Genomic DNA, 18692 nt, shown 5'->3' on the forward strand with positions numbered 1-18692 from the left:
ATAGCTCCGCATTGCGTTTATGTATGTACTACACTGGACAAATATCTTGGGAGGGAAACGATTATGTTTAATAAAGATTGCATCGCTATGCTGTTGGCGGGAGGAGAAGGGAAGCGATTAGCCCCTTTAACCTCAAGTATCGCAAAACCCGCTGTACCGTTTGGCGGGCACTACCGGATTATCGATTTTCCTCTCAGCAACTGCGTAAACTCAGGCATCGACACTGTAGGTGTTCTGACGCAGTATCAAGCTGATTCATTACATGATCACATTGGTGGAGGAGAACCTTGGGGACATGGTACTTCAAGTGAGGCAGGAATTTCCTTACTTCCATCTTATCATACAGGAAATGACGAATACTTGGGAACCGCGGATGCTATTTATAAAAATATGGACTATATTGACCAACAAAACCCCGAAAATGTTCTAATTTTGTCGGGTGACCATATCTATCATATGAATTATCGTGAAATGCTGGAAGCTCATACAGCGAATGAAGCAGTAGCGACGATCTCCGTTATGGAGGTTCCATGGGAAGAAGCCCATCGCTTCGGCATTATGGCAGCGGATGAAAATCTAAGAGTTACTGAGTTTGCCGAGAAACCGGCCGAACCAAAAAGCAATCTGGCTTCCATGGGCATTTACATGTTCAAATGGGAATATCTGAAGCGCCACTTAATTGAAGATGCCGCAAATCCGGAATCCAGCCATGACTTCGGTAAAGATGTGATTCCTCAAATGTTGAATGAAAATACCCCTCTCTTCGTATATAACTTCAATGGTTATTGGAAAGACGTGGGTACCGTGAAGAGTTTATGGGATGCACACATGGATCTGCTTCATAACGATGAAGACTGGAGCCTGCAAAAAGAAGACTGGCCGATGTTTACTCGTGAATGGAGAACTAAACCGAGTGCATACAAAGCACGTCATACGCGTGCTGAGCTCCTGCACTCCATGATTCATGAATCCTGCGCCATTGATGGCCGGGCTGAACGTTCTGTTATTTTCTGCGGAGCCGAGGTGGGTAAAGGTTCTGAGATCAAAGACAGCGTGATCATGCCAAATGCACGGGTAGGTCGCGGTGTTCATATCGAACGTGCCATTATTGGTGAAGGTGCCATAATCAAAGACGGTGCCATTGTCAAAGGTACGACGGATGAAATTGTGGTAGTCGGACCGAATGAGATTGTCTCCGCCAAACCAGCTGTGCGCACACAACCTGTACGCATGCTGAAAGATGTCTATGAGAAAAGCGGGCGTCTGCGTGCTGGCGAACTTTCTTCATAAGGATACCAAAAAGGCGAGCCAATGGCTCGCCTTTTTGGTGCGTTAAATCCCAACATTTTTTCAAAGCCTAATACGTATCCTTAATGTTGCTAGCAAGGGATTATGTTCCTTCTTTATCGGACTCTGTCTGCTGGGCCTCTGTCTGCTGGGCCTCTGTCTGCTGGGCCTCTGTCTCCTGCACTTCTTCAGGCAATGCTGGCAAAGAAACGGTAACCGTGGTTCCCGAACCAAGCTCACTCTGAATCGTAATCGTGCCGTCATGAAGTTCCACAAGTTCCTGCGTAATGGCAAGCCCCAGCCCTGTTCCCCCGTTTTGATGATTCACCTGGAAGAACCGGTCACGTACTTTGATGAGATGTTCTTCACTGATCCCAATACCCGTATCCTGAACAGCAGCTATGATCTGCCCCTTCTCTTCTTTAACAGAAAGGAAAATCCACGAATTTTCATGAGAAAATTTAATCGCATTGTCAACCAGATTAAGAAAGACCTGTTTCAGCCTATTGCCGTCTCCAAATACGTTAAACGCACGCGTCTCATCTGTTTCCAGCTTGAGATGTACTTGCTTTTGCTCCGCTTTGGCCCAAACGTTCAACATCGTTTCCTGAACAATTTCTCGAATGCTGACCGAGCCTTTTACAAGCTTCATCTGATTTTGCTGCAATTTGGAGAAATCGAGCATTTCTTCAACAAGACCGATCAGTCGCTCGGTTTCTTTGGAGATAATACTCATTCCAATTCTCGTCTCATCGGGATCGTACCCACCTGAATCCAGGGTTTCGCTCCAGCCTTTGATACTGGTCAGAGGTGTTCGCAATTCATGCGAAATAGAAGAAATAAAATCGTCTTTAATCTGGTTACTTCGTACAATCTCATGTGCCATGAAATTCAATGTAGATGCAAGTTCGCCAAGCTCGTGCTTGTAATTCCCTTTAACTCTGACATCCAGACGTCCCCTGGCCATTTGCGCCGAAACCGCTGTAATGTTATTGAGGGGTCGCACAATTGAATTCGCCATTCCGATACTGATAATTAAAACAATGACTAGTACAGCCACACCTACAGCTACCGCAAGCAGCCCCATAACCAGGAGCTTAGAATTAACCATATCCAGCGAGGTGAGGTACCTCACAATATAAGTATTTTCGCCACCCAAATCTAGCTTGTGGGATACCGCCATGACTTGCTCACCCGTAAGGGGTTGTCTACCCACCCAACGGCCAATGCTTCCGTTCATGGCCTGTGATATATCACTCGTTTGAAGAACGGCATGCTCAGACTCAAAAGCAGTTGAACTAGCCAAGACTCGGCCATCCATATCAAGGATTTGCAGCTCGGTACTACCCAATTGTAAATTCGCGAGCAAATACGATAAATTATTGGCCTCATCCGTACGAGATAACGTTTCTTTAAAATCGTTCGTCGAAGTAATCTGCTGATTAATCGTATTATAAATACTCTCGTAATAATACCTTTGCACTGCAATCAAAAATACGAATTCCACCAACAGCAGAGCCAGAAAAACTACAATGAAATAATGTAGTACGATCTGCCGTGTAATGCCTTTTTTGATCATTGATCCCGGCCCTTCCATTTGTACCCGTGACCCCATACAGTCTGCAGGTATTCAGGTTCGGAAGGATTGTTCTCAATTTTCTGGCGCAAGCGGCGAATGTTTACGTCCACGATTTTGGGATCACCCATATACTCTTTGCCCCACACGTGATCCAGCAGCACATCTCGACTAAGCGGCGTATTTTCTTTTTCCAAGAAAAATTGAATCAAGGAAAACTCAGTTGGTGTTAACTCAATTAATTCATTTTGCTTCTTAAATTGCTTGGAGATCAGATCCAGTGAGAAGGGCCCTGATTGGAACGTTACCTTCGCAGCCGTCTCCCGGTGTACATTGACCCGGCGCAATAAAGATTGTATACGTGCAATCAGCTCGGTTGGACTAAACGGCTTACTTACGTGATCGTCTGCTCCAACGGATAGCGCATATACCTTGTCCTGCTCCTGCACTTTGGCTGTCAGGAAAATAATACCCAGACGTTCATTCGTTTCACGAATACGACGACACACTTCAAATCCATCAATTCCAGGAACCATAACATCCAGCAAAGCCAAGTCGATATCTGGTACGGATTGCAGAATGCGAAGCGCTTCATGTCCGTCTCCCGCTTCAAGCACTTCGAACCCGTTTCTCTTCAAATTAATAACAATAAAACTGCGGATGGATTCTTCATCCTCAAGAATAAGTACTTTACTCATTAAGTTCTTCCTTTCTGTTCAGATGCGACATATTGTCCAGTAATCCACCATCGTTATTCGCAGATTGCGCGCCACGATAAGCAATTACTCGATCATTTGATTTAGTAATTTCTTTCCACCCTTTACCTTTGTCCTGTTCCCATTGCGTAAGTGTGAAATATTTTATTTCACCCACCGTTTCATCCGTATCAATCATTTTGAAACGAATATATTTCCCCTTTTCCGATTTGGTATCTATTGTAACTTTTCCGTACCAATCCGTTTTCAGGTTAAGATGGAATGCATTCGCATCATCACGATACTGGAAGGATACAAAATCTTTGCCATCCTTACCATTCCATTGATAGAAAGTATAGAACCACATTCGAGCATCAAATACGTAATGTTCCCAGCCTCTGGGTGTTTCCTTCAATCCAAATTCAATAATACCATCATTATTAAAATCACCGCTTAAAATTTTGTCATCTCTATAGGTTTGATCAGGGGAATTGAATGCATACAACAATTTGTTATCCTTTACATACACAATCTGTGTAAAGGTACTCCGGTCATCCAATTCGGCATCCAATACGAAGCCCACTTTATCCTTGGCAATTTGACCACCAAGCGCATTATAAAATTCTTTTACTGTATAGTCCGTCTGTATACGGTCCACTTCCTTGAAGCTGCCATCATCATATTGATACAGGGCAATGGAGGCAAATCCGCTGGTATTGAGCGAAACGATAGCAAAATCATTTTTTTTGTCGCCGTTCAGATCCAAAGGATTCCCTTGCAAATCATCAATAATTAATTCATTATACGGTACTCCGCCCATCACCTGTTCAAGGGCTCCTCCTTTATAGGAATAGGCCATTAAAGCTTTCTGTGCTTCAAGACTCACTCCAAGAACAATATCAGGATTGCCATCGTTCGTAATGTCCAGCAGTTTAAACGATTGCAAGGTATTTCCCGGAACATCAAATGTAAGTTTTTTCACCCAGGTATCACCCTGCTCTTCGAGAAGCATGCCATGAATTCGCACATTTTCACTCGGAGTTTCGTAGAAAACTATGGCCTCTCGGGTTCCATCCCCATTTAAATCTGCCACCCGTATCATGCTTGTATTGTTCAAGTCTTTGGGCCGAATTAATTGGCTTTCAGGAGGCTGTTCCTTCTGTACAATTGTAAGAAGCCTCTCCTTGTCCATCGACATCATGGGTTGTTTCATCAAAAGCTTGGGATCACTCAGGACAGAGCATCCGCTAAGAACGGAGCCGAGTACAATCATAGCCGCTCCCCCCGCTAACAGGCGCCCCCACCGTGAATTAAGCAAATTCATCACTCTTTTCAATAGTTTAAATCATATTTTTTTCTTGCTGTGTCAACCGACGTCCACGTATATCAAAAGCAATCTTGCCTTCGGCAAGACCCCAGATGCGGGTCGCATGTTTCTCTGCCATTTCAATCGGCAATACTGCAATTACGGTTGCCCGTTCCTCTTCGCACAATTTGCGCAGTGTTTCCAGCACCGTATCTGCGGTATGCGGATCAAGTCCGATGACAGGCTCATCCGCCAAAACAACTTTGGCACCATGCGCCAGCGCTCTGGCAATGGCAACACGCTGCTTCTCGCCACCACTGAGCTTCTCTGCCGTCTGGTGTGCTTTATCCAGCAATCCGAGCCCTTCCAGATAATCCATCGCACCCATATAATCATCGGAACGAACCATACCTGTTACCATTCTCCACAAAGGAGTTTGACCAGAACGACCGATCAATACATTTTTCAAAGCGGTACGTCTCGGATACAATTGCGGATTCTGTTCCAAGTATGCCCATTCCCGTTTAATTTTCCGTTTTCCGGACCAACCTTCTTTTATAATCTCGGCCCCGTCCACTGTAAATCGACCATTATCCCATTTTTCCATCATAGCAAGGCATTTAAGCAGCATGCTTTTCCCGCTGCCACTCGAGCCCACTACCCCGATCATTTCACCCTGTTGCATATCGAACCGTATATCCCGCAGAACCGGAACCCGGTCCGCTCCAACGGATTTGCTTAAACCCTCAACTCTGATCATCGCGATGTCTCCTCTTGTCCATGTTTTTCCCTACTACTAGTGTACTCGGAAATGGACATCAATTTCCATGCGAACACCAGCTTCTATTTTACCACAGATTCAAGCATAGGTTTACGACGAAATAATACACCTGCTGCACCAAAAAGAAGATACATGAATCCAAGCAAAATAAACATGCTTCCTGGTGAAATCCAGTTGATTACTTGCCCACCCAGATTAGGTCCAATGATGCTTCCAATTGTAAAATGAAATGAGGCCACCACGTTCGCTGCTGGCAGCAGCGCTTTTGGCAAAATATCTGCGGCATAGGCTAGGCCAAGCGAGAAAAATGAACCTACCAGACCTCCTGCTATGGTCAACAGCACAAGTGTCCACCAGAAATGTGTGCCGGCCACAGGAACCAGCATGAAGATGATACCTCCTGTAATGCCGGCAAACATTAACGTTTGCTTACGCCCATAACGGTCACTCAACATGCCTAAGGGTAATTGCAGAAATAGACCACCGATTCCAACAAAAGGAAGCAATGACGATATCTGATTGGCATCCAGACCAATGCGCAGTCCGTATACTGGAAAATTGCTGTTCATCCCGGCTTCCATGTACCCGTACAATAACGCAGGCAACAGTGCATACCATGCCCAGGCCAGACTGCGACGGAAACGACGTTCAGGCAGTTGTCCGTGTTCGGCCTTTTCCGGCTTCGTATCAGGAAGCTTCATTAATACAAGGATAAGTACAGCAGCCATACATACGAATAATACCCAGAATGGAACGGCATCCCCAAACCCGAGCAGCTTAATTCCCAATGGGCCGATACTGAATCCTAAACCATAGGACATGCCATATAAAGAGATGTATCTTCCACGTTTTTCAGGTGCGGTCACCAGTAGTACCCATAACTGGGCAGAATAATGGAGTGCACTATCACCGATTCCAACGACAAGACGCAAAATAAACCAAATTTTGATATCCGGAAAATAAGGAAACAGAATCAGGGGAATCATGACAAATAACAGTCCGCCGATAATCAGCTTTTTAAAACCAATAGCTCCCAGCAGTCGCTCCGCCACCAAGGTCATGGCAAAAGAGCCAACGTACAATGCGGCTGCATTCAATCCGTTTAAACCCGGCGAGACTCCTTTTTGCTCCAAGAAAATGGATAACACCGGCAATAAAAGCCCCTGACTAATCCCCGCCACAACAATAACGGTAATTAGAATGAGATAGTTTGTTGTAGAATGTGATAATTTGGGGGTAGTTATAGATGACACGTAATTCATTCCTCCTGCAAGCATACAAAGAAAAATCGCCATCACTGACGACCTTTCGCATGTTATAACTATTCTATTGATCATGTATGGTTATGCCAGGGTGTTTTGCCCTGGACTTGAACATTATAGTGGACAACGCCCTGCAAAACAAGCCATAATAGTACTTAAGTCGCTGCGTACATTTAGATGTGACGGGAGGATTCTGCATCATATGGCTTATCATGTGAAAATCGATGTTTCACCGATATATGAAATGCTCAACAGCTTTTTGGTATATGTAACGAAGAAGTGGATTCAACATCTGGATGTTGGCCCCGAATGGATCATTGAGGTGGAAGGCAAACTAAGTTCCAATGTTCGAGCAGCACTCGCACCTGCCGCCACCTGGCCTTTTGATGATTTTGATGTCTTGTTTGCATGGGCAGCCTATCGGGACACTTCTAATGAAAATATTGATTTTCTGGATATGCTTGCTGGACTAACAGCCGAAGAGCTGTTCGCACGCGTATCTGTTCTGCTGCCCCATCTTACCATAGAAGAATCTACACGTATTCGGGATAGCTATGTGCCACTTTTGCGACTCTGGGATCAGCATTACTGTCAGAATATGAGTGAGGATTATCGTACCTGGCTGGAGGAAGACGCAGAAGAGAAACGTATACTGCTTGATAAAATGGGACCTGAACTCCTTATTGAATACGCTACTGCGGGTGTTTTGGTTGAACCGATGCCTGGTCTGGATGAAGTTATCCTGTTTCCAACTGTTCACAACCGCCCCATTAATATGTACTGCTTCTATGAGGGCATGATGATCATGCAGTATCCTGTAGACGCACCTGAAGAGGATGAAGACCAACCGCCAACCTGTCTGCTTCGTTTCACACATGCCCTGGCTGACCCTGAGAGACTCCGTCTGCTTCGCTACGTGTCAGGTGAACCGAAGTCACTCGCTGAGATGTGTGAGGAGCTGGGTAAAGACGAGGATATGGTTAAAGACCAGGTTATGGCACTGCGCATCGCCGGACTGCTGCGAACCCATCTGCTCGGCAGTAATCGCAAAGAGAAATACAGTATTCGACCAGATGGCGTATCTGAATTGAACATGTTCCTGGAATCCTATATTCGCATATAAAATATGAACAACTGTGCTGCTGCTGCAAGGAGTGAATTGGATATGAAAATAATAAAACAACATATTTTGTTTGATCTCGATGATACACTCGTGTACTGCAATAAATATTTCAATCTGGTGCTTGGTGAATTCTTCGAGAACATGCAGGAGTGGTTTGACGGACATGCCCTAACGGTTCAACAAATTAGGGAGAAACAGCTGGAGATCGATGTAACCGGGGTTAACAAACTGGGCTTTGCAAGTCACCATTTCCCTCAATCCCTTATTGATACTTACCGCTACTTCTCCCAGAAGTTCTCAAAGCCCACCTCTCACCAAGAAGAGTCTTACCTCACCAAATTGGGAATGAGTGTATATGACCAAGAGGTTGAGCCTTACCCTCATATGGTCGAAACGCTTGAGAATCTTAAATCAGCTGGACATGCCCTCTACCTGTACACAGGTGGAGAAACCGTAATTCAACAGCGGAAGATTGACCAGATGAAGCTCTCAGCTTATTTCGATGACCGGATCTACATCCGGCAGCATAAGAACATCGAAGCGCTTGAAGGTATTCTCTCTACTGGACCGTTTGAGCGTCGTGCAACGTGGATGATTGGAAACTCACTGCGCACAGACATCATGCCAGCAGTGACGGCCGGCATCCATAGCATATATATCAAACAGCCGAACGAATGGCAATACAACATGGTGGAGCTTCAACCTAATCCCGACACATCGATGTATACCATCACGGCCCTGGAAGAGGTACCGAAGGTCATCCATGAAAATATACAACAACAGCAACAAAAAAGGACCCTTGGATAAGGGTCCTTTTCTTATTTCATTATTATAGGATTTGGCGCTGGTATATCAGGCTGTACGTTCTTCTTTCTTCTTTCTGCTTTTTCATCCAATAAACTTATGCATCCTGCTTTTCCGCAGATAGTTTGCCGGTTTCCTTATCCTGCAAAATAATACGAGCCTTCACTGTACTTCCGTCTTTTCGTTTAAAAGCCAGTACCTGAGTACTGCCCTTTTCAATCAACGCTTTTAACATCGTACTAGTGATTTTCTTGCCGACGTACTCTTTCCAAATGACAAACCCACAGCCTTCCTTAAAGCGTGTACAGCCATAGCCTTTCTTGCCTTCAATAATCTGACCGGTGCAACCCGGTGATGGACAGAATGCCAGCGTTTCACGAACGCCCGGTTGACTGGAGGTCGAAGTTCGCGTTTGTGCCGTTGCGTTCGCAACACTGCCAGTTCTGGATGACGCTCCCGACGTTTGACGTGAAGTCTTCGAACCTGCACTGGTACTTGAGCCAGTAACTGATGTCTTGGCAGAAGTTGTCCTGGTGCTGGTTTTCTGGGTTTTGGCTCCCTTGCCTTTACCCCGCCCTCCACGTGTATCTTCCCCAAAAGCATCCGCTGGTGCCGGTGCCTGCACACGTACTTTATCAATAATGGACATCGTAAATTTTTTGACATTCTCCATAAACTTGTCCTGGCCCGCTTCACCTTTGGAAATTTGGTACAGTCTTCTTTCCCATTGGCCCGTCATTTCAGGCGAGGTTAACAAATCTACGCCTGCCTTGCGGATCAATTCAATGGCTGTCCGGCCCTTCAACGTCAGTTGCATCTTTTTACCCTGCATCGTAATGTAACCCACGTTTTTGAGTCGTTCGATCGTTGCCGCGCGAGTCGCTGGTGTCCCCAGTCCACTGTCTTTCATTGCATCACGCAGCTCTTCATTCTCGATCTGTTTCCCTGCACTCTCCATTGCTTTTAGCAACGTTCCCTCAGTATAACTCTTGGGAGGCTGTGTAGCCTTCTCCTTGAATTCACTCTTGGTACATTGAACAGGCAACTCAGGTTGAACGGCAAAGGCCTTGTCCGTCCATTCCTCTGCTTCCTCTTCTTCATTGCTGTTTTTCTTTGTCTTTTTCTTGCCTGTCTGCTCCTGATCTGTAGATCCCAGTACCACCTTCCACCCCAGTGACAGCAGCTCTTTCACAGAGGTCTTGAACTGGTGCTTCTCAACGTCAGTGAGCACGGTATGCTGCTTGTACTCTGCTGGCGGATAGAAATGGGATAAGAAACGTCTTACGATCAGATCATAGATATTCTGCTCATCCTTGGATAACGTACCCGGTCGTTTCAATGTAGGCAAAATCGCATGGTGATCCTCAACTCTGGACGGGTTACATACACCCTTGTTACCTTTATGGACGAGTTCCGGTTTCGCTCCTTGCGCCAGTTCACTATAGGGTCCATTTTTAAGCAGATTCAGCGTTTTGTGCATACCTTCAATATTCTGTTCCGTAACATAGTTTGAATTGGTCCGTGGATAAGAGATGACCTTATGTTTCTCGTAAAGCGCCTGTGCAATATCCAACGTTTTCTTCGCTCCATACCCATACTTGGCATTTGCTTCACGTTGCAAAAGAGTCAGATCATACAAGCGGTATGGATACTCCTTGGTCTGCTTTGCTTCGTACTTGGTAATCTGTCCCGTCTTCCCCTTCACACTGGTCGCTATCGATTCAGCAACGGCGGGGTCGGTCAGCTTGTCCCCTTGACGTAATCCCCTGTACTCCACTCCTTCTTGACGAAACCATGCGGCTACTTCATAAAAGGTCTGGGACTGGAACGCTTCAATCTCGATTTCCCGATCATAGATCAAGGCCAGTACCGGGGTCTGTACCCGGCCTACAGAGAGCAAGGCATTATGTCGTGTAGTGAAAGCCCGGGATGCATTCATGCCAATCAGCCAATCCGCTTCACTACGAGCCCTGGCAGCATGGGTCAAATTCTCAAATTCGGAGGCATCTTTCAAACCGTCAAAACCACGTTTAATACTCTCTGCGGTCAGGTCCGATATCCACAGCCGTTTGACAGGCTGACGCAGCTTCAACTGTTGTTGAATTAAGGCAAAAATATACTGTCCCTCTCGCCCTGCATCACAAGCATTAACGATGGCCGATGCCCTTTTCGCAAGTTCTCCGATCATTTTCAGTTGATCTTTCGTTCTGGGGTTGGGTACAATCTTGAACTGATCCGGAATGATCGGCAGGTCGCCGATATTCCAGCGCTTGTACTTTGAATCATAGGCATCCGGTTCAGCAAGTCCCAATAGATGACCAATCGCCCAGGTGATAATGTAATGCTCACCTTCCAAATAATTGCGATTGTTCTTGGCTCTTGGTTCTATGACGGCGGCAATGGTTCGGCCCATGTCGGGCTTTTCCGCAATAACCAGTGTCTTCATCCGTCCATCTCTCCTCCTTCACCGTCCAGATGACGGCAAAAAGGGGCCTTCCGCCCACGGAAGCCCCTTGCTTCTGAAACTTATTATATCAGATTTTGGTTGCGGGAGCATCCTCCCCATTGGATTTACCCTGCTGCCTGTTCATTCAAAGCCTGCTTCGCTCTGCACTCTTTGCATACGCCCTGAAAATCAAGACGATGGTCTGTAACGGCAAAGCCGTACTGACGCTCGATTTGTTGTTCCAAACGAAGCAAGCCATCCTCCATGATCTCTTCTACAGTGCCACACTCTGTGCAAATCAAATGATGATGGTGATGTGAGCCATCCGTACTTCGCAGATCGAAGCGCGCAGCACCATCCCCAAAGTTAATCTTTTCTACGACCTGAAGATCACTAAGCAGTTCAAGCGTACGATATACCGTAGCCAAGCCAATCTCGGGGAATTGTTCCTTGACCAGTAGAAACACTTCCTCTGCGCTAAAATGATCCTTCTCATGCTCAAGTAACACACGTACCGTAACTTCTCGTTGCTGTGTCAGCTTATAACCTTTTGCAACCAACTGTTTTTTAATGTCATCAATCTGTTCTGAAATGGATTTGTCCCGGTTACTTGCCATAAAGATTGCACCTCCGGATATTATAATTTCACAATTCGTGTAGTTTTCAATGATGTGTCCTTACATTTTCTTATTTATAATTATTATAATCTAATAATAAATCTTTATGGGATAAATAGCAATGCTATACCTCACAGTTGTCTAAAATAATTTTAGCTGAACGCCTCATGTTATCTTAAAAACAACAAAAAACCCCCGCTAATTGCGAGAGTTTTGTTGTATCAATTATAATAATTTATTCATAAATTGCAAAACCATATATTCATTAGCGCATACCAACTCATTATACGAGAACTGTGGCACCCATCAAGTATTTGTCCACTTCACGGGCAGCCTCACGGCCTTCATTAATTGCCCATACAACCAGACTTTGACCACGACGCATGTCACCGGCAGCAAATACTTTATCCACATTGGTATTGTATTTGCCGTAACGTGCCTTAACGTTGGTACGACGGTCTGTTGCGAGTCCAAGTTGCTCCACCAGAGTCTGTTCCGGTCCGTCAAAACCGATAGCAATCATGGCCATTTGAGCTGGGAAGACGCGCTCTGTACCCGGAATCGGCTGATAGATTTTGCGTCCTGTCTCATCTACAATACGCTCAATTTGAACGGTGTGAAGTTCTTTGAGATTACCCTCATCGTCACCCACAAATTTGGTCGTCATGATAGAGAACTCACGCGGATCGTCACCGAACAGCGCTTTCGCTTCTTCCTGTGCATAATCAAGAGTATATACGTTCGGGAATTGCGGCCAAGGGTTGTTAATGCGATCACGTTCCATAGGAGCCTGAGTATGTGTACCAAATTGTGTAATGCTTCGACAACCATGGCGAAGCGATGTAGCTACACAGTCGGAACCAGTATCCCCGCCACCGATGACGATAACATCCTTGTCCTGTGCTGACAGGTAGTTACCATCCTCCAGATTGGAGTCCAGATAACTTTTGATGCTGCCATTCAGGAAATCCATGGCGTAGTGTACGCCTTTCAAGTCACTGCCTTCAATGTTGAACTCACGTGGTTTGGTTGCACCGCCGCACAGGACAACCGCATCATAATCATCCACCAGTTGCTGCGCAGCAATATCTTTACCGATCTCCGTGTTTGTTACAAATTGAATACCTTCTGCTTCCAACAAATCAACACGACGCTGAACGACGTTTTTGTCCAATTTCATCGTAGGGATACCATACATCAGCAAACCGCCGACACGGTCGGAGCGCTCGTATACCGTTACCGAGTGACCTGCTTTGTTTAACTGAGCTGCTGTAGCCAGTCCTGCTGGACCTGAACCTACAACTGCTACACGTTTACCCGTACGTTTCTCCGGTGGCTGGGGAACTACCCATCCTTCTTCAAAACCCTTTTCAATAATGGCTTCTTCAATCGTTTTGATGGTTACAGGTTCACCGATCAGTCCCACTGTACATGACCCTTCACAAGGAGCAGGACAGACACGACCTGTAAACTCAGGGAAATTATTCGTTTTGTGCAGACGTTCAAGCGCCTCTCTCCACAAACCACGATACACCAGATTATTCCATTCTGGAATCAGGTTATGCACAGGGCAGCCCGAAGTTCCGCCAGTCATATCTATACCTGTATGGCAATACGGGGTACCACAATCCATGCATCGTGCACCTTGTGTTCTGAGCTCTTCTTCAGCCATATGTTTATGAAACTCTTCCCAATCCTTAACCCGCTCCGCTGGTTGGCGGTCCGCAGGCAGCTGCCGTTTGTATTCCATAAATCCAGTAGGTGTAGACATCTTACGTTTTCCCCCATCCGTTCTTGTCTTAATCCCTTCATCTGCATGGTTCTATATGAAATGGATTACTCATGTTTGAGTTTTTGTATATTGTATCACAAAATCTTCTCGAAGATATTTCAATTATAGTAGCACTTTGCATGCTGAATATTAAATGGATTATCCGAATAATTATTTGTATTTTATACATCATATCGTCCAAGTCTACCCATGGTCAATACCCTTAAAATGGTTATTTCCAAGGTGTGGCTGTACAAAACCAGGCGTTTAATTGATGAAAAAACGGATCAAACGTCATTTAAATGTGAGGTAATTTGTCATTAAAAACAACAATTTATGCTGTTTTAGGCTGCCAAATCCGAACAATAACTGATTTTAGGGCTTTACAACGGTGAATTCCCACAATTTTTATACTTTTTTACCACAGAGTGATTAAGGGGATATGTATTGCATTCATTTTTTCGTTATTTTTACGTCATATTTATGTCATTTATATGTTAATTCGTATTTATTTCATTCTATTTCTAAAAGAAAAGACGCTGTTCACGAATATTTCGCAAATCAGCGCCCCTATACTTCGTAAATAGCATATGTTTGGGCTCTTCTACTTCATCTTATGACCCTTTTACCGTTTTCGTTCGTAGAACTCAAACGTATATGCATAAACATTTTTTTCATCTTGCTCGCCTTCGATCTGTTCTGTTAGCTCCCACTCCGACCAATCCACATCCGGGAAAAAAGTATCCCCCTCAAAATTCTCATGGATTTTGGTCACCACCAGACGATCTGCGAGTGGCAAAAACTCACGATAGACCTGGGAACCGCCAATGACGCAGAGCTCTTCGCCTTTTGTAACTTCCAGACCCTCTTCAATCGTATGCACCACTTCAGCCTGATTCGCTTGGTAGTTCAGATCTCTTGTTACAACAATATTCCGACGTTGCGGAAGCGGCTTGCCTCCAAAGGACTCCCATGTGTTACGTCCCATAATAATCGTTTTGTTCAACGTACGTTGCTTGAAAAAGGCCATATCTTTAGGTAAACGCCACGGAATGGAATTATTCAATCCAATAACGCCATTCTCGCCCATCGCCCATACAAGTTCAATGCTCAAAGATTACACACTCCTTCAATCCGTTTCTGTTTATACCGCAATCGGTGCTTTGATCCCCGGATGATGCTGGTAGTTCTCAAACTCAAAATCATCAAACGTATAATCGAAAATGGAATCCGGCTTGCGCTTGATTACTAATTTAGGCAACGCGAATGGCTCACGCTCCAGCTGCGTTTTCACTTGTTCCACATGGTTGGAGTAGATATGAACATCACCACCGGACCAGATGAACTCTCCCACTTCAAGATCACACTGCTGTGCAATCATATGCGTCAGCAGCGCATAGCTGGCAATGTTAAATGGAAGCCCGAGGAACGTATCTACAGAACGCATGGTAAGCATACACGATAGTTTACCCTCAGCCACGTAGAACTGAAACGCGAAATGACAAGGAGGCAGTTTCATGTTGTTAATCTCCGCTACATTCCAGGCGCTAACGAGGTGACGCCGCGAATCTGGATTATTTTTGATCGAATCAATCACAGCAGCAATCTGATCGATCTTCTCCCCGTTTGGTGCTTCCCAGGTACGCCATTGTGATCCATATACCGGACCCAAATCACCATTTTCATCAGCCCAATCGTCCCAGATCTTAACGCCGTTTTCCTTCAGATAGGATATATTCGTATCCCCGCTCAAAAACCACAACAACTCATGAATGACTGATTTCAGATGAATTCGCTTCGTTGTTACCAGTGGGAACCCTTCGGATAGGTCGTATCTGAGCTGTCTGCCAAATACCGACTGTGTTCCAGTTCCGGTGCGATCTCCCTTATGCACGCCTGTATCCAAGATATCCTGTAATAAATCGAGATAGTTTTTCAAATTATATTCCCCTCGCACTTTTTTTCATAGCAATAAAAACAAACAAGAACATTCACACAGCTGGTGTTTGTTCCAATTTGCCTTATTTAAATACAGCATCGACCTAAGCCCTCCGCTGTCATATTGGTTGTTACAGTGTAACACATTAAGCTTCTGATTGCATGATTCTTTAACAAGATCTCGCTTTAGTGTTTACATAAAAGAAGGGACAGACAACGCTGTAACACGTTATCCATCCCTTCTTGATTTACGTATAATGCCGGACGAATCCGAAGTTTAGACGATATTAGCGGGAAATGATGTGGATCGGGTGACCCATAACCAGTTCCGCTGCTTCCATCACGATTTCGCCCAAAGTAGGGTGAGCGTGAATAGTCAGCGCCAAATCTTCCAAAGTAGCACCCATTTCAATTGCGAGTCCAAGCTCAGCAATCAGGTTGGAAGCTTCCAGACCTACGATTTGGGTACCCAGTACAAGACCTGTTTCTTCGTCAGCTACGATTTTCACGAAGCCTTCAGCGTGGTTCAAAGATACAGCACGGCCATTACCCGCATAAGGGAATTTGCCAGCTTTTACTTTGTAGCCTTTTTCTTTAGCTTCTTTCTCAGTGTAACCTACGCTGGAGCACTCAGGATCTGTGAACACAACTGCCGGCATACATTTGTAGTCAACTACAGATGGTTGTCCTGCGATCGCTTCAGCAGCCACTTTACCTTCATAAGAAGCTTTGTGGGCAAGTGCCAGACCAGATACGATATCACCGATTGCAAAGATGTGAGGAATGCTAGTACGGCCTTGGTGATCAACTTTAACGAAGCCACGCTCGTCAACGTCTACGCCAATCAGGTCCAGACCAAGCTCTCCGTCTGTATTTGGACGACGTCCAACAGTAACCAGCAGGTAATCTGCAGTTACTTCTTTGGATTCACCATTTACGGAATATTTAACAGTTACATCTTTATCCGTTTGCTCAGCACTTTCAGCTTTTGCACCCGTTACGATTTCGATGCCTGTTTTCTTCATGTTTTTAGCTACGAGGCTAGTCATATCTTTATCGAAACCTGGCAGTACCGTATCCAAACCTTCGATGATTGTTACTTTAGCACCGAATTTGGAGTACATTTGACCAAGCTCAGCACCGATATAACCGCCACCGATAACGATCATGCTTTTTGGAACTTCAGGCAAGTTCAGAGCTTCTGTTGAAGACAGAATGCGTCCGCCAAACGGGAAAGGTTTCAACTCGATTGGACGGGAACCTGTTGCAATGATTGCATTTTTGAATTTGTAACGTGGAGACTCGTGATCGTTAAATACACGAGCTTCGTTTTCGTTAATGAACATGCACTCACCGTTGAAAACTTCAACTTTGTTGCCTTTGAGCAAACCAGCTACGCCGCCAGTCATTTTCTTAACAACGCCGTTTTTGAATTCTTGAGTTTTGCTGAAGTCCACTTTTACGTTCTCAGCAGAGATACCAAAAGCTTCGCCGTGCAATGCAGACTCATATTGGTGTGCAGCCGAGATCAGGGCTTTGGATGGAATACATCCGCGGTTCAAACAAACGCCACCCAGTTCGGATTTGTCTACGATCAATACGCTTTGGCCCAGTTGAGCAGCACGGATGGCAGCTACATAGCCACCAGGACCCGCACCAATTACTAATGTATCGATATTGAGAGAAGCGTCGCCTACTACCATATCTTACACCTCCATAACAAGCAGCTCAGGGTTAGCGAGCAGCTGTTTAATGTAGTTCATAAAGTTTTGTGCTGTTGCGCCATCGATAATACGGTGGTCGAAGCTCAGGGAAAGAGCCATTACAGGTGCTGCAACAACTTCGCCATTTTTGATAACGGCTTTTTCGCTGATGCGTCCAGTTCCGAGAATTGCAACTTCTGGGAAGTTGATGATTGGAGTGAAGAACATACCGCCAGCAGAACCGATGTTACTGATGGAGATTGTGCTTCCTCTCATTTCGTTCGCGCTCAATTTGCCTTCGCGGCCACGAGCTGCCAGATCACGAATGGAATCAGCGATCATCCAGATGGATTTACGATCAGCATCTTTGATAACAGGAACGATCAAGCCGTTGTCTGTATCTGTAGCGATACCGATGTTGTAGTATTTTTTGTATACAATTTCATTAGCTTCTTCATCGATCATAGCGTTCAATGCTGGGAACTCACGGGAAGCAGCAACCAGAGCTTTAACGATGAATGGCAGATAAGTTACTTTTGTACCTTTTTTCTCAGCGATAGGTTTCATGCGAGTACGGAAAGCAACCAGTTCAGTTACGTCCACTTCGTCCATGATTGTAACGTGAGGTGCTGTGTAAGCCGATTTAACCATCGCATTGGAGATCGCTTTACGGATACCTTTGAATGGTACGCGCTCTTCTTCCACACGTTGATCAGCTGCAGCAGCAGCTGGTGCTGCGGATTTTTTCTCTTCTTGAGCCGGAGCTTCGGAAGATGCCGCTGCGGAAGAACCGCCACCGTTTTTGAAGGATTCAACATCTTCTTTGGTAACTTTACCGTTGTTGCCAGTACCGTTAACTTGAGCGATGTCTACGCCTTGTTCGCGAGCAAATTTACGCACGCTTGGTGTTGCCAGAACGTCTTTGGCAGGTACTGCCGGAACGCTGTTGTTTCCGCCTTCTTTAGCTGCATCCGAGCTGGAAGCTGCTGCGGAAGAACCGCTTGTGTCAGCTCCACCTTGAGCTGCATCTTTTTCTTGCTCGCCTGCAGGAGCGTCGTCTTGTTCTGGAAGCTCACCTTCAGCGTCGATGATTGCAACAACTTCGCCAACGTGGCAAACTTGACCATCTTTTGCGAATACTTCTGTTACTGTGCCGTTAACCGGACAAGGTACTTCAACGACCGCTTTGTCATTCTGTACTTCCATGATGATGTCGTCGTCAGTTACTTTGTCACCGACTTTGATGTGCATCTTGATGATTTCGCCTTCGTGAAGGCCTTCGCCCAGTTCAGGGAATTTGTATTCAAATTTAGCCAACTGAAAAACCTCCTTGATTATGTCTCAATCCTGAAAACAACCCTTAACTCCAAGAAACAACCGTTA

15 protein-coding genes are annotated in these 18692 nt (G+C 45.3%); 3 read left to right on the forward strand and 12 right to left on the reverse strand.

Features of this window, described 5'->3' with window-relative positions:
• Positions 1–63: 63 nt before the first annotated feature.
• On the forward strand, positions 64–1290 hold the full coding sequence (locus BMW94_RS15305) for a glucose-1-phosphate adenylyltransferase (protein WP_090999665.1): 1227 nt from the start codon (positions 64–66) through the stop codon (positions 1288–1290).
• 100 nt (positions 1291–1390) lie between these two features.
• Here BMW94_RS15305 and BMW94_RS15310 read toward each other — a convergent pair whose 3' ends face one another.
• From BMW94_RS15310 to BMW94_RS15330, 5 genes are all read right to left on the reverse strand, one after another.
• Entirely contained in the window at positions 1391–2866 is a 1476-nt protein-coding gene (locus BMW94_RS15310) for a sensor histidine kinase (protein WP_090999668.1), read from the reverse strand.
• Positions 2863–3561 (reverse strand): response regulator transcription factor, encoded by a 699-nt coding sequence (locus tag BMW94_RS15315; protein WP_063562821.1) that lies wholly within the window; start codon positions 3559–3561, stop codon positions 2863–2865. The genes BMW94_RS15310 and BMW94_RS15315 overlap by 4 nt, the downstream gene beginning before the upstream one ends.
• A complete protein-coding gene (locus BMW94_RS15320; RefSeq protein WP_090999670.1) occupies positions 3554–4831 on the reverse strand; it encodes a hypothetical protein in 1278 nt (425 codons plus the stop codon). The genes BMW94_RS15315 and BMW94_RS15320 overlap by 8 nt, the downstream gene beginning before the upstream one ends.
• Before the next feature lie 67 nt (positions 4832–4898).
• Positions 4899–5624, reverse strand: coding sequence for a phosphonate ABC transporter ATP-binding protein (locus tag BMW94_RS15325; protein WP_090999673.1), 726 nt, complete (start codon positions 5622–5624; stop codon positions 4899–4901).
• A gap of 83 nt (positions 5625–5707) precedes the next feature.
• Positions 5708–6907 carry an MFS transporter gene (locus tag BMW94_RS15330; RefSeq protein WP_090999675.1) on the reverse strand — a complete coding sequence of 400 codons (1200 nt, stop codon included), beginning with the start codon at positions 6905–6907 and terminating at the stop codon, positions 5708–5710.
• Positions 6908–7109: 202 nt separating this feature from the next.
• Between BMW94_RS15330 and BMW94_RS15335 the strand changes: the two genes are divergently transcribed.
• Both BMW94_RS15335 and BMW94_RS15340 read left to right on the forward strand, forming a co-directional pair.
• The gene (locus BMW94_RS15335) at positions 7110–8030 is read left to right on the forward strand and encodes an ArsR/SmtB family transcription factor (RefSeq protein WP_090999677.1); all 921 of its coding nucleotides are present in this window, start codon (positions 7110–7112) and stop codon (positions 8028–8030) included.
• Positions 8031–8072: 42 nt separating this feature from the next.
• Entirely contained in the window at positions 8073–8837 is a 765-nt protein-coding gene (locus BMW94_RS15340) for an HAD family hydrolase (protein ID WP_064637169.1), read from the forward strand.
• Between the two features lie 94 nt (positions 8838–8931).
• Here the strand turns inward: BMW94_RS15340 and BMW94_RS15345 are convergent, their stop codons facing one another.
• The 7 genes from BMW94_RS15345 to BMW94_RS15375 all read right to left on the reverse strand — a co-directional run bounded on the left by BMW94_RS15345 (position 8932) and on the right by BMW94_RS15375 (position 18626).
• A complete protein-coding gene (locus BMW94_RS15345) occupies positions 8932–11280 on the reverse strand; it encodes a type IA DNA topoisomerase (RefSeq protein ID WP_090999679.1) in 2349 nt (782 codons plus the stop codon).
• A gap of 125 nt (positions 11281–11405) precedes the next feature.
• Positions 11406–11873, reverse strand: a complete 468-nt coding sequence (locus tag BMW94_RS15350; protein ID WP_024633997.1) for a ferric iron uptake transcriptional regulator — start codon at positions 11871–11873, stop codon at positions 11406–11408.
• A 307-nt stretch (positions 11874–12180) separates the two neighbouring features.
• Complete coding sequence (locus BMW94_RS15355; RefSeq protein ID WP_090999681.1) at positions 12181–13668, reverse strand: glutamate synthase subunit beta; 1488 nt, start codon at positions 13666–13668, stop codon at positions 12181–12183.
• Positions 13669–14293: 625 nt separating this feature from the next.
• A complete protein-coding gene (locus BMW94_RS15360; RefSeq protein ID WP_072733281.1) occupies positions 14294–14782 on the reverse strand; it encodes a dihydrofolate reductase in 489 nt (162 codons plus the stop codon).
• 30 nt (positions 14783–14812) lie between these two features.
• On the reverse strand, positions 14813–15607 hold the full coding sequence (thyA, locus tag BMW94_RS15365; RefSeq protein ID WP_063562828.1) for a thymidylate synthase: 795 nt from the start codon (positions 15605–15607) through the stop codon (positions 14813–14815).
• A 286-nt stretch (positions 15608–15893) separates the two neighbouring features.
• A complete protein-coding gene (gene lpdA / locus BMW94_RS15370; RefSeq protein ID WP_063562829.1) occupies positions 15894–17309 on the reverse strand; it encodes a dihydrolipoyl dehydrogenase in 1416 nt (471 codons plus the stop codon).
• 3 nt (positions 17310–17312) lie between these two features.
• Positions 17313–18626: a dihydrolipoamide acetyltransferase family protein gene (locus BMW94_RS15375; protein WP_090999683.1), complete on the reverse strand. Its 1314-nt coding sequence runs from the start codon at positions 18624–18626 to the stop codon at positions 17313–17315.
• Positions 18627–18692 lie beyond the last annotated feature (66 nt).

It is taken from the genome of Paenibacillus sp. OK003, assembly GCF_900109515.1.
In the GTDB taxonomy this organism is placed as follows: Bacteria; Bacillota; Bacilli; order Paenibacillales; family Paenibacillaceae; genus Paenibacillus; species Paenibacillus marchantiae.

Bases quoted from the DNA above. Each gene is read 5' to 3' on its own strand.
- BMW94_RS15340 (WP_064637169.1), top strand. From the start codon at position 8,073: ATGAAAATAATAAAACAACATATTTTGTTTGATCTCGATGATACACTC.
- BMW94_RS15315 (WP_063562821.1), bottom strand. From the start codon at position 3,561: ATGAGTAAAGTACTTATTCTTGAGGATGAAGAATCCATCCGCAGTTTT.
- BMW94_RS15335 (WP_090999677.1), top strand. From the start codon at position 7,110: ATGGCTTATCATGTGAAAATCGATGTTTCACCGATATATGAAATGCTC.
- BMW94_RS15305 (WP_090999665.1), top strand. From the start codon at position 64: ATGTTTAATAAAGATTGCATCGCTATGCTGTTGGCGGGAGGAGAAGGG.
- BMW94_RS15330 (WP_090999675.1), bottom strand. From the start codon at position 6,907: ATGAATTACGTGTCATCTATAACTACCCCCAAATTATCACATTCTACA.
- BMW94_RS15310 (WP_090999668.1), bottom strand. From the start codon at position 2,866: ATGATCAAAAAAGGCATTACACGGCAGATCGTACTACATTATTTCATT.
- BMW94_RS15355 (WP_090999681.1), bottom strand. From the start codon at position 13,668: ATGTCTACACCTACTGGATTTATGGAATACAAACGGCAGCTGCCTGCG.
- BMW94_RS15320 (WP_090999670.1), bottom strand. From the start codon at position 4,831: ATGATTGTACTCGGCTCCGTTCTTAGCGGATGCTCTGTCCTGAGTGAT.
- BMW94_RS15345 (WP_090999679.1), bottom strand. From the start codon at position 11,280: ATGAAGACACTGGTTATTGCGGAAAAGCCCGACATGGGCCGAACCATT.
- BMW94_RS15325 (WP_090999673.1), bottom strand. From the start codon at position 5,624: ATGATCAGAGTTGAGGGTTTAAGCAAATCCGTTGGAGCGGACCGGGTT.
- lpdA (WP_063562829.1), bottom strand. From the start codon at position 17,309: ATGGTAGTAGGCGACGCTTCTCTCAATATCGATACATTAGTAATTGGT.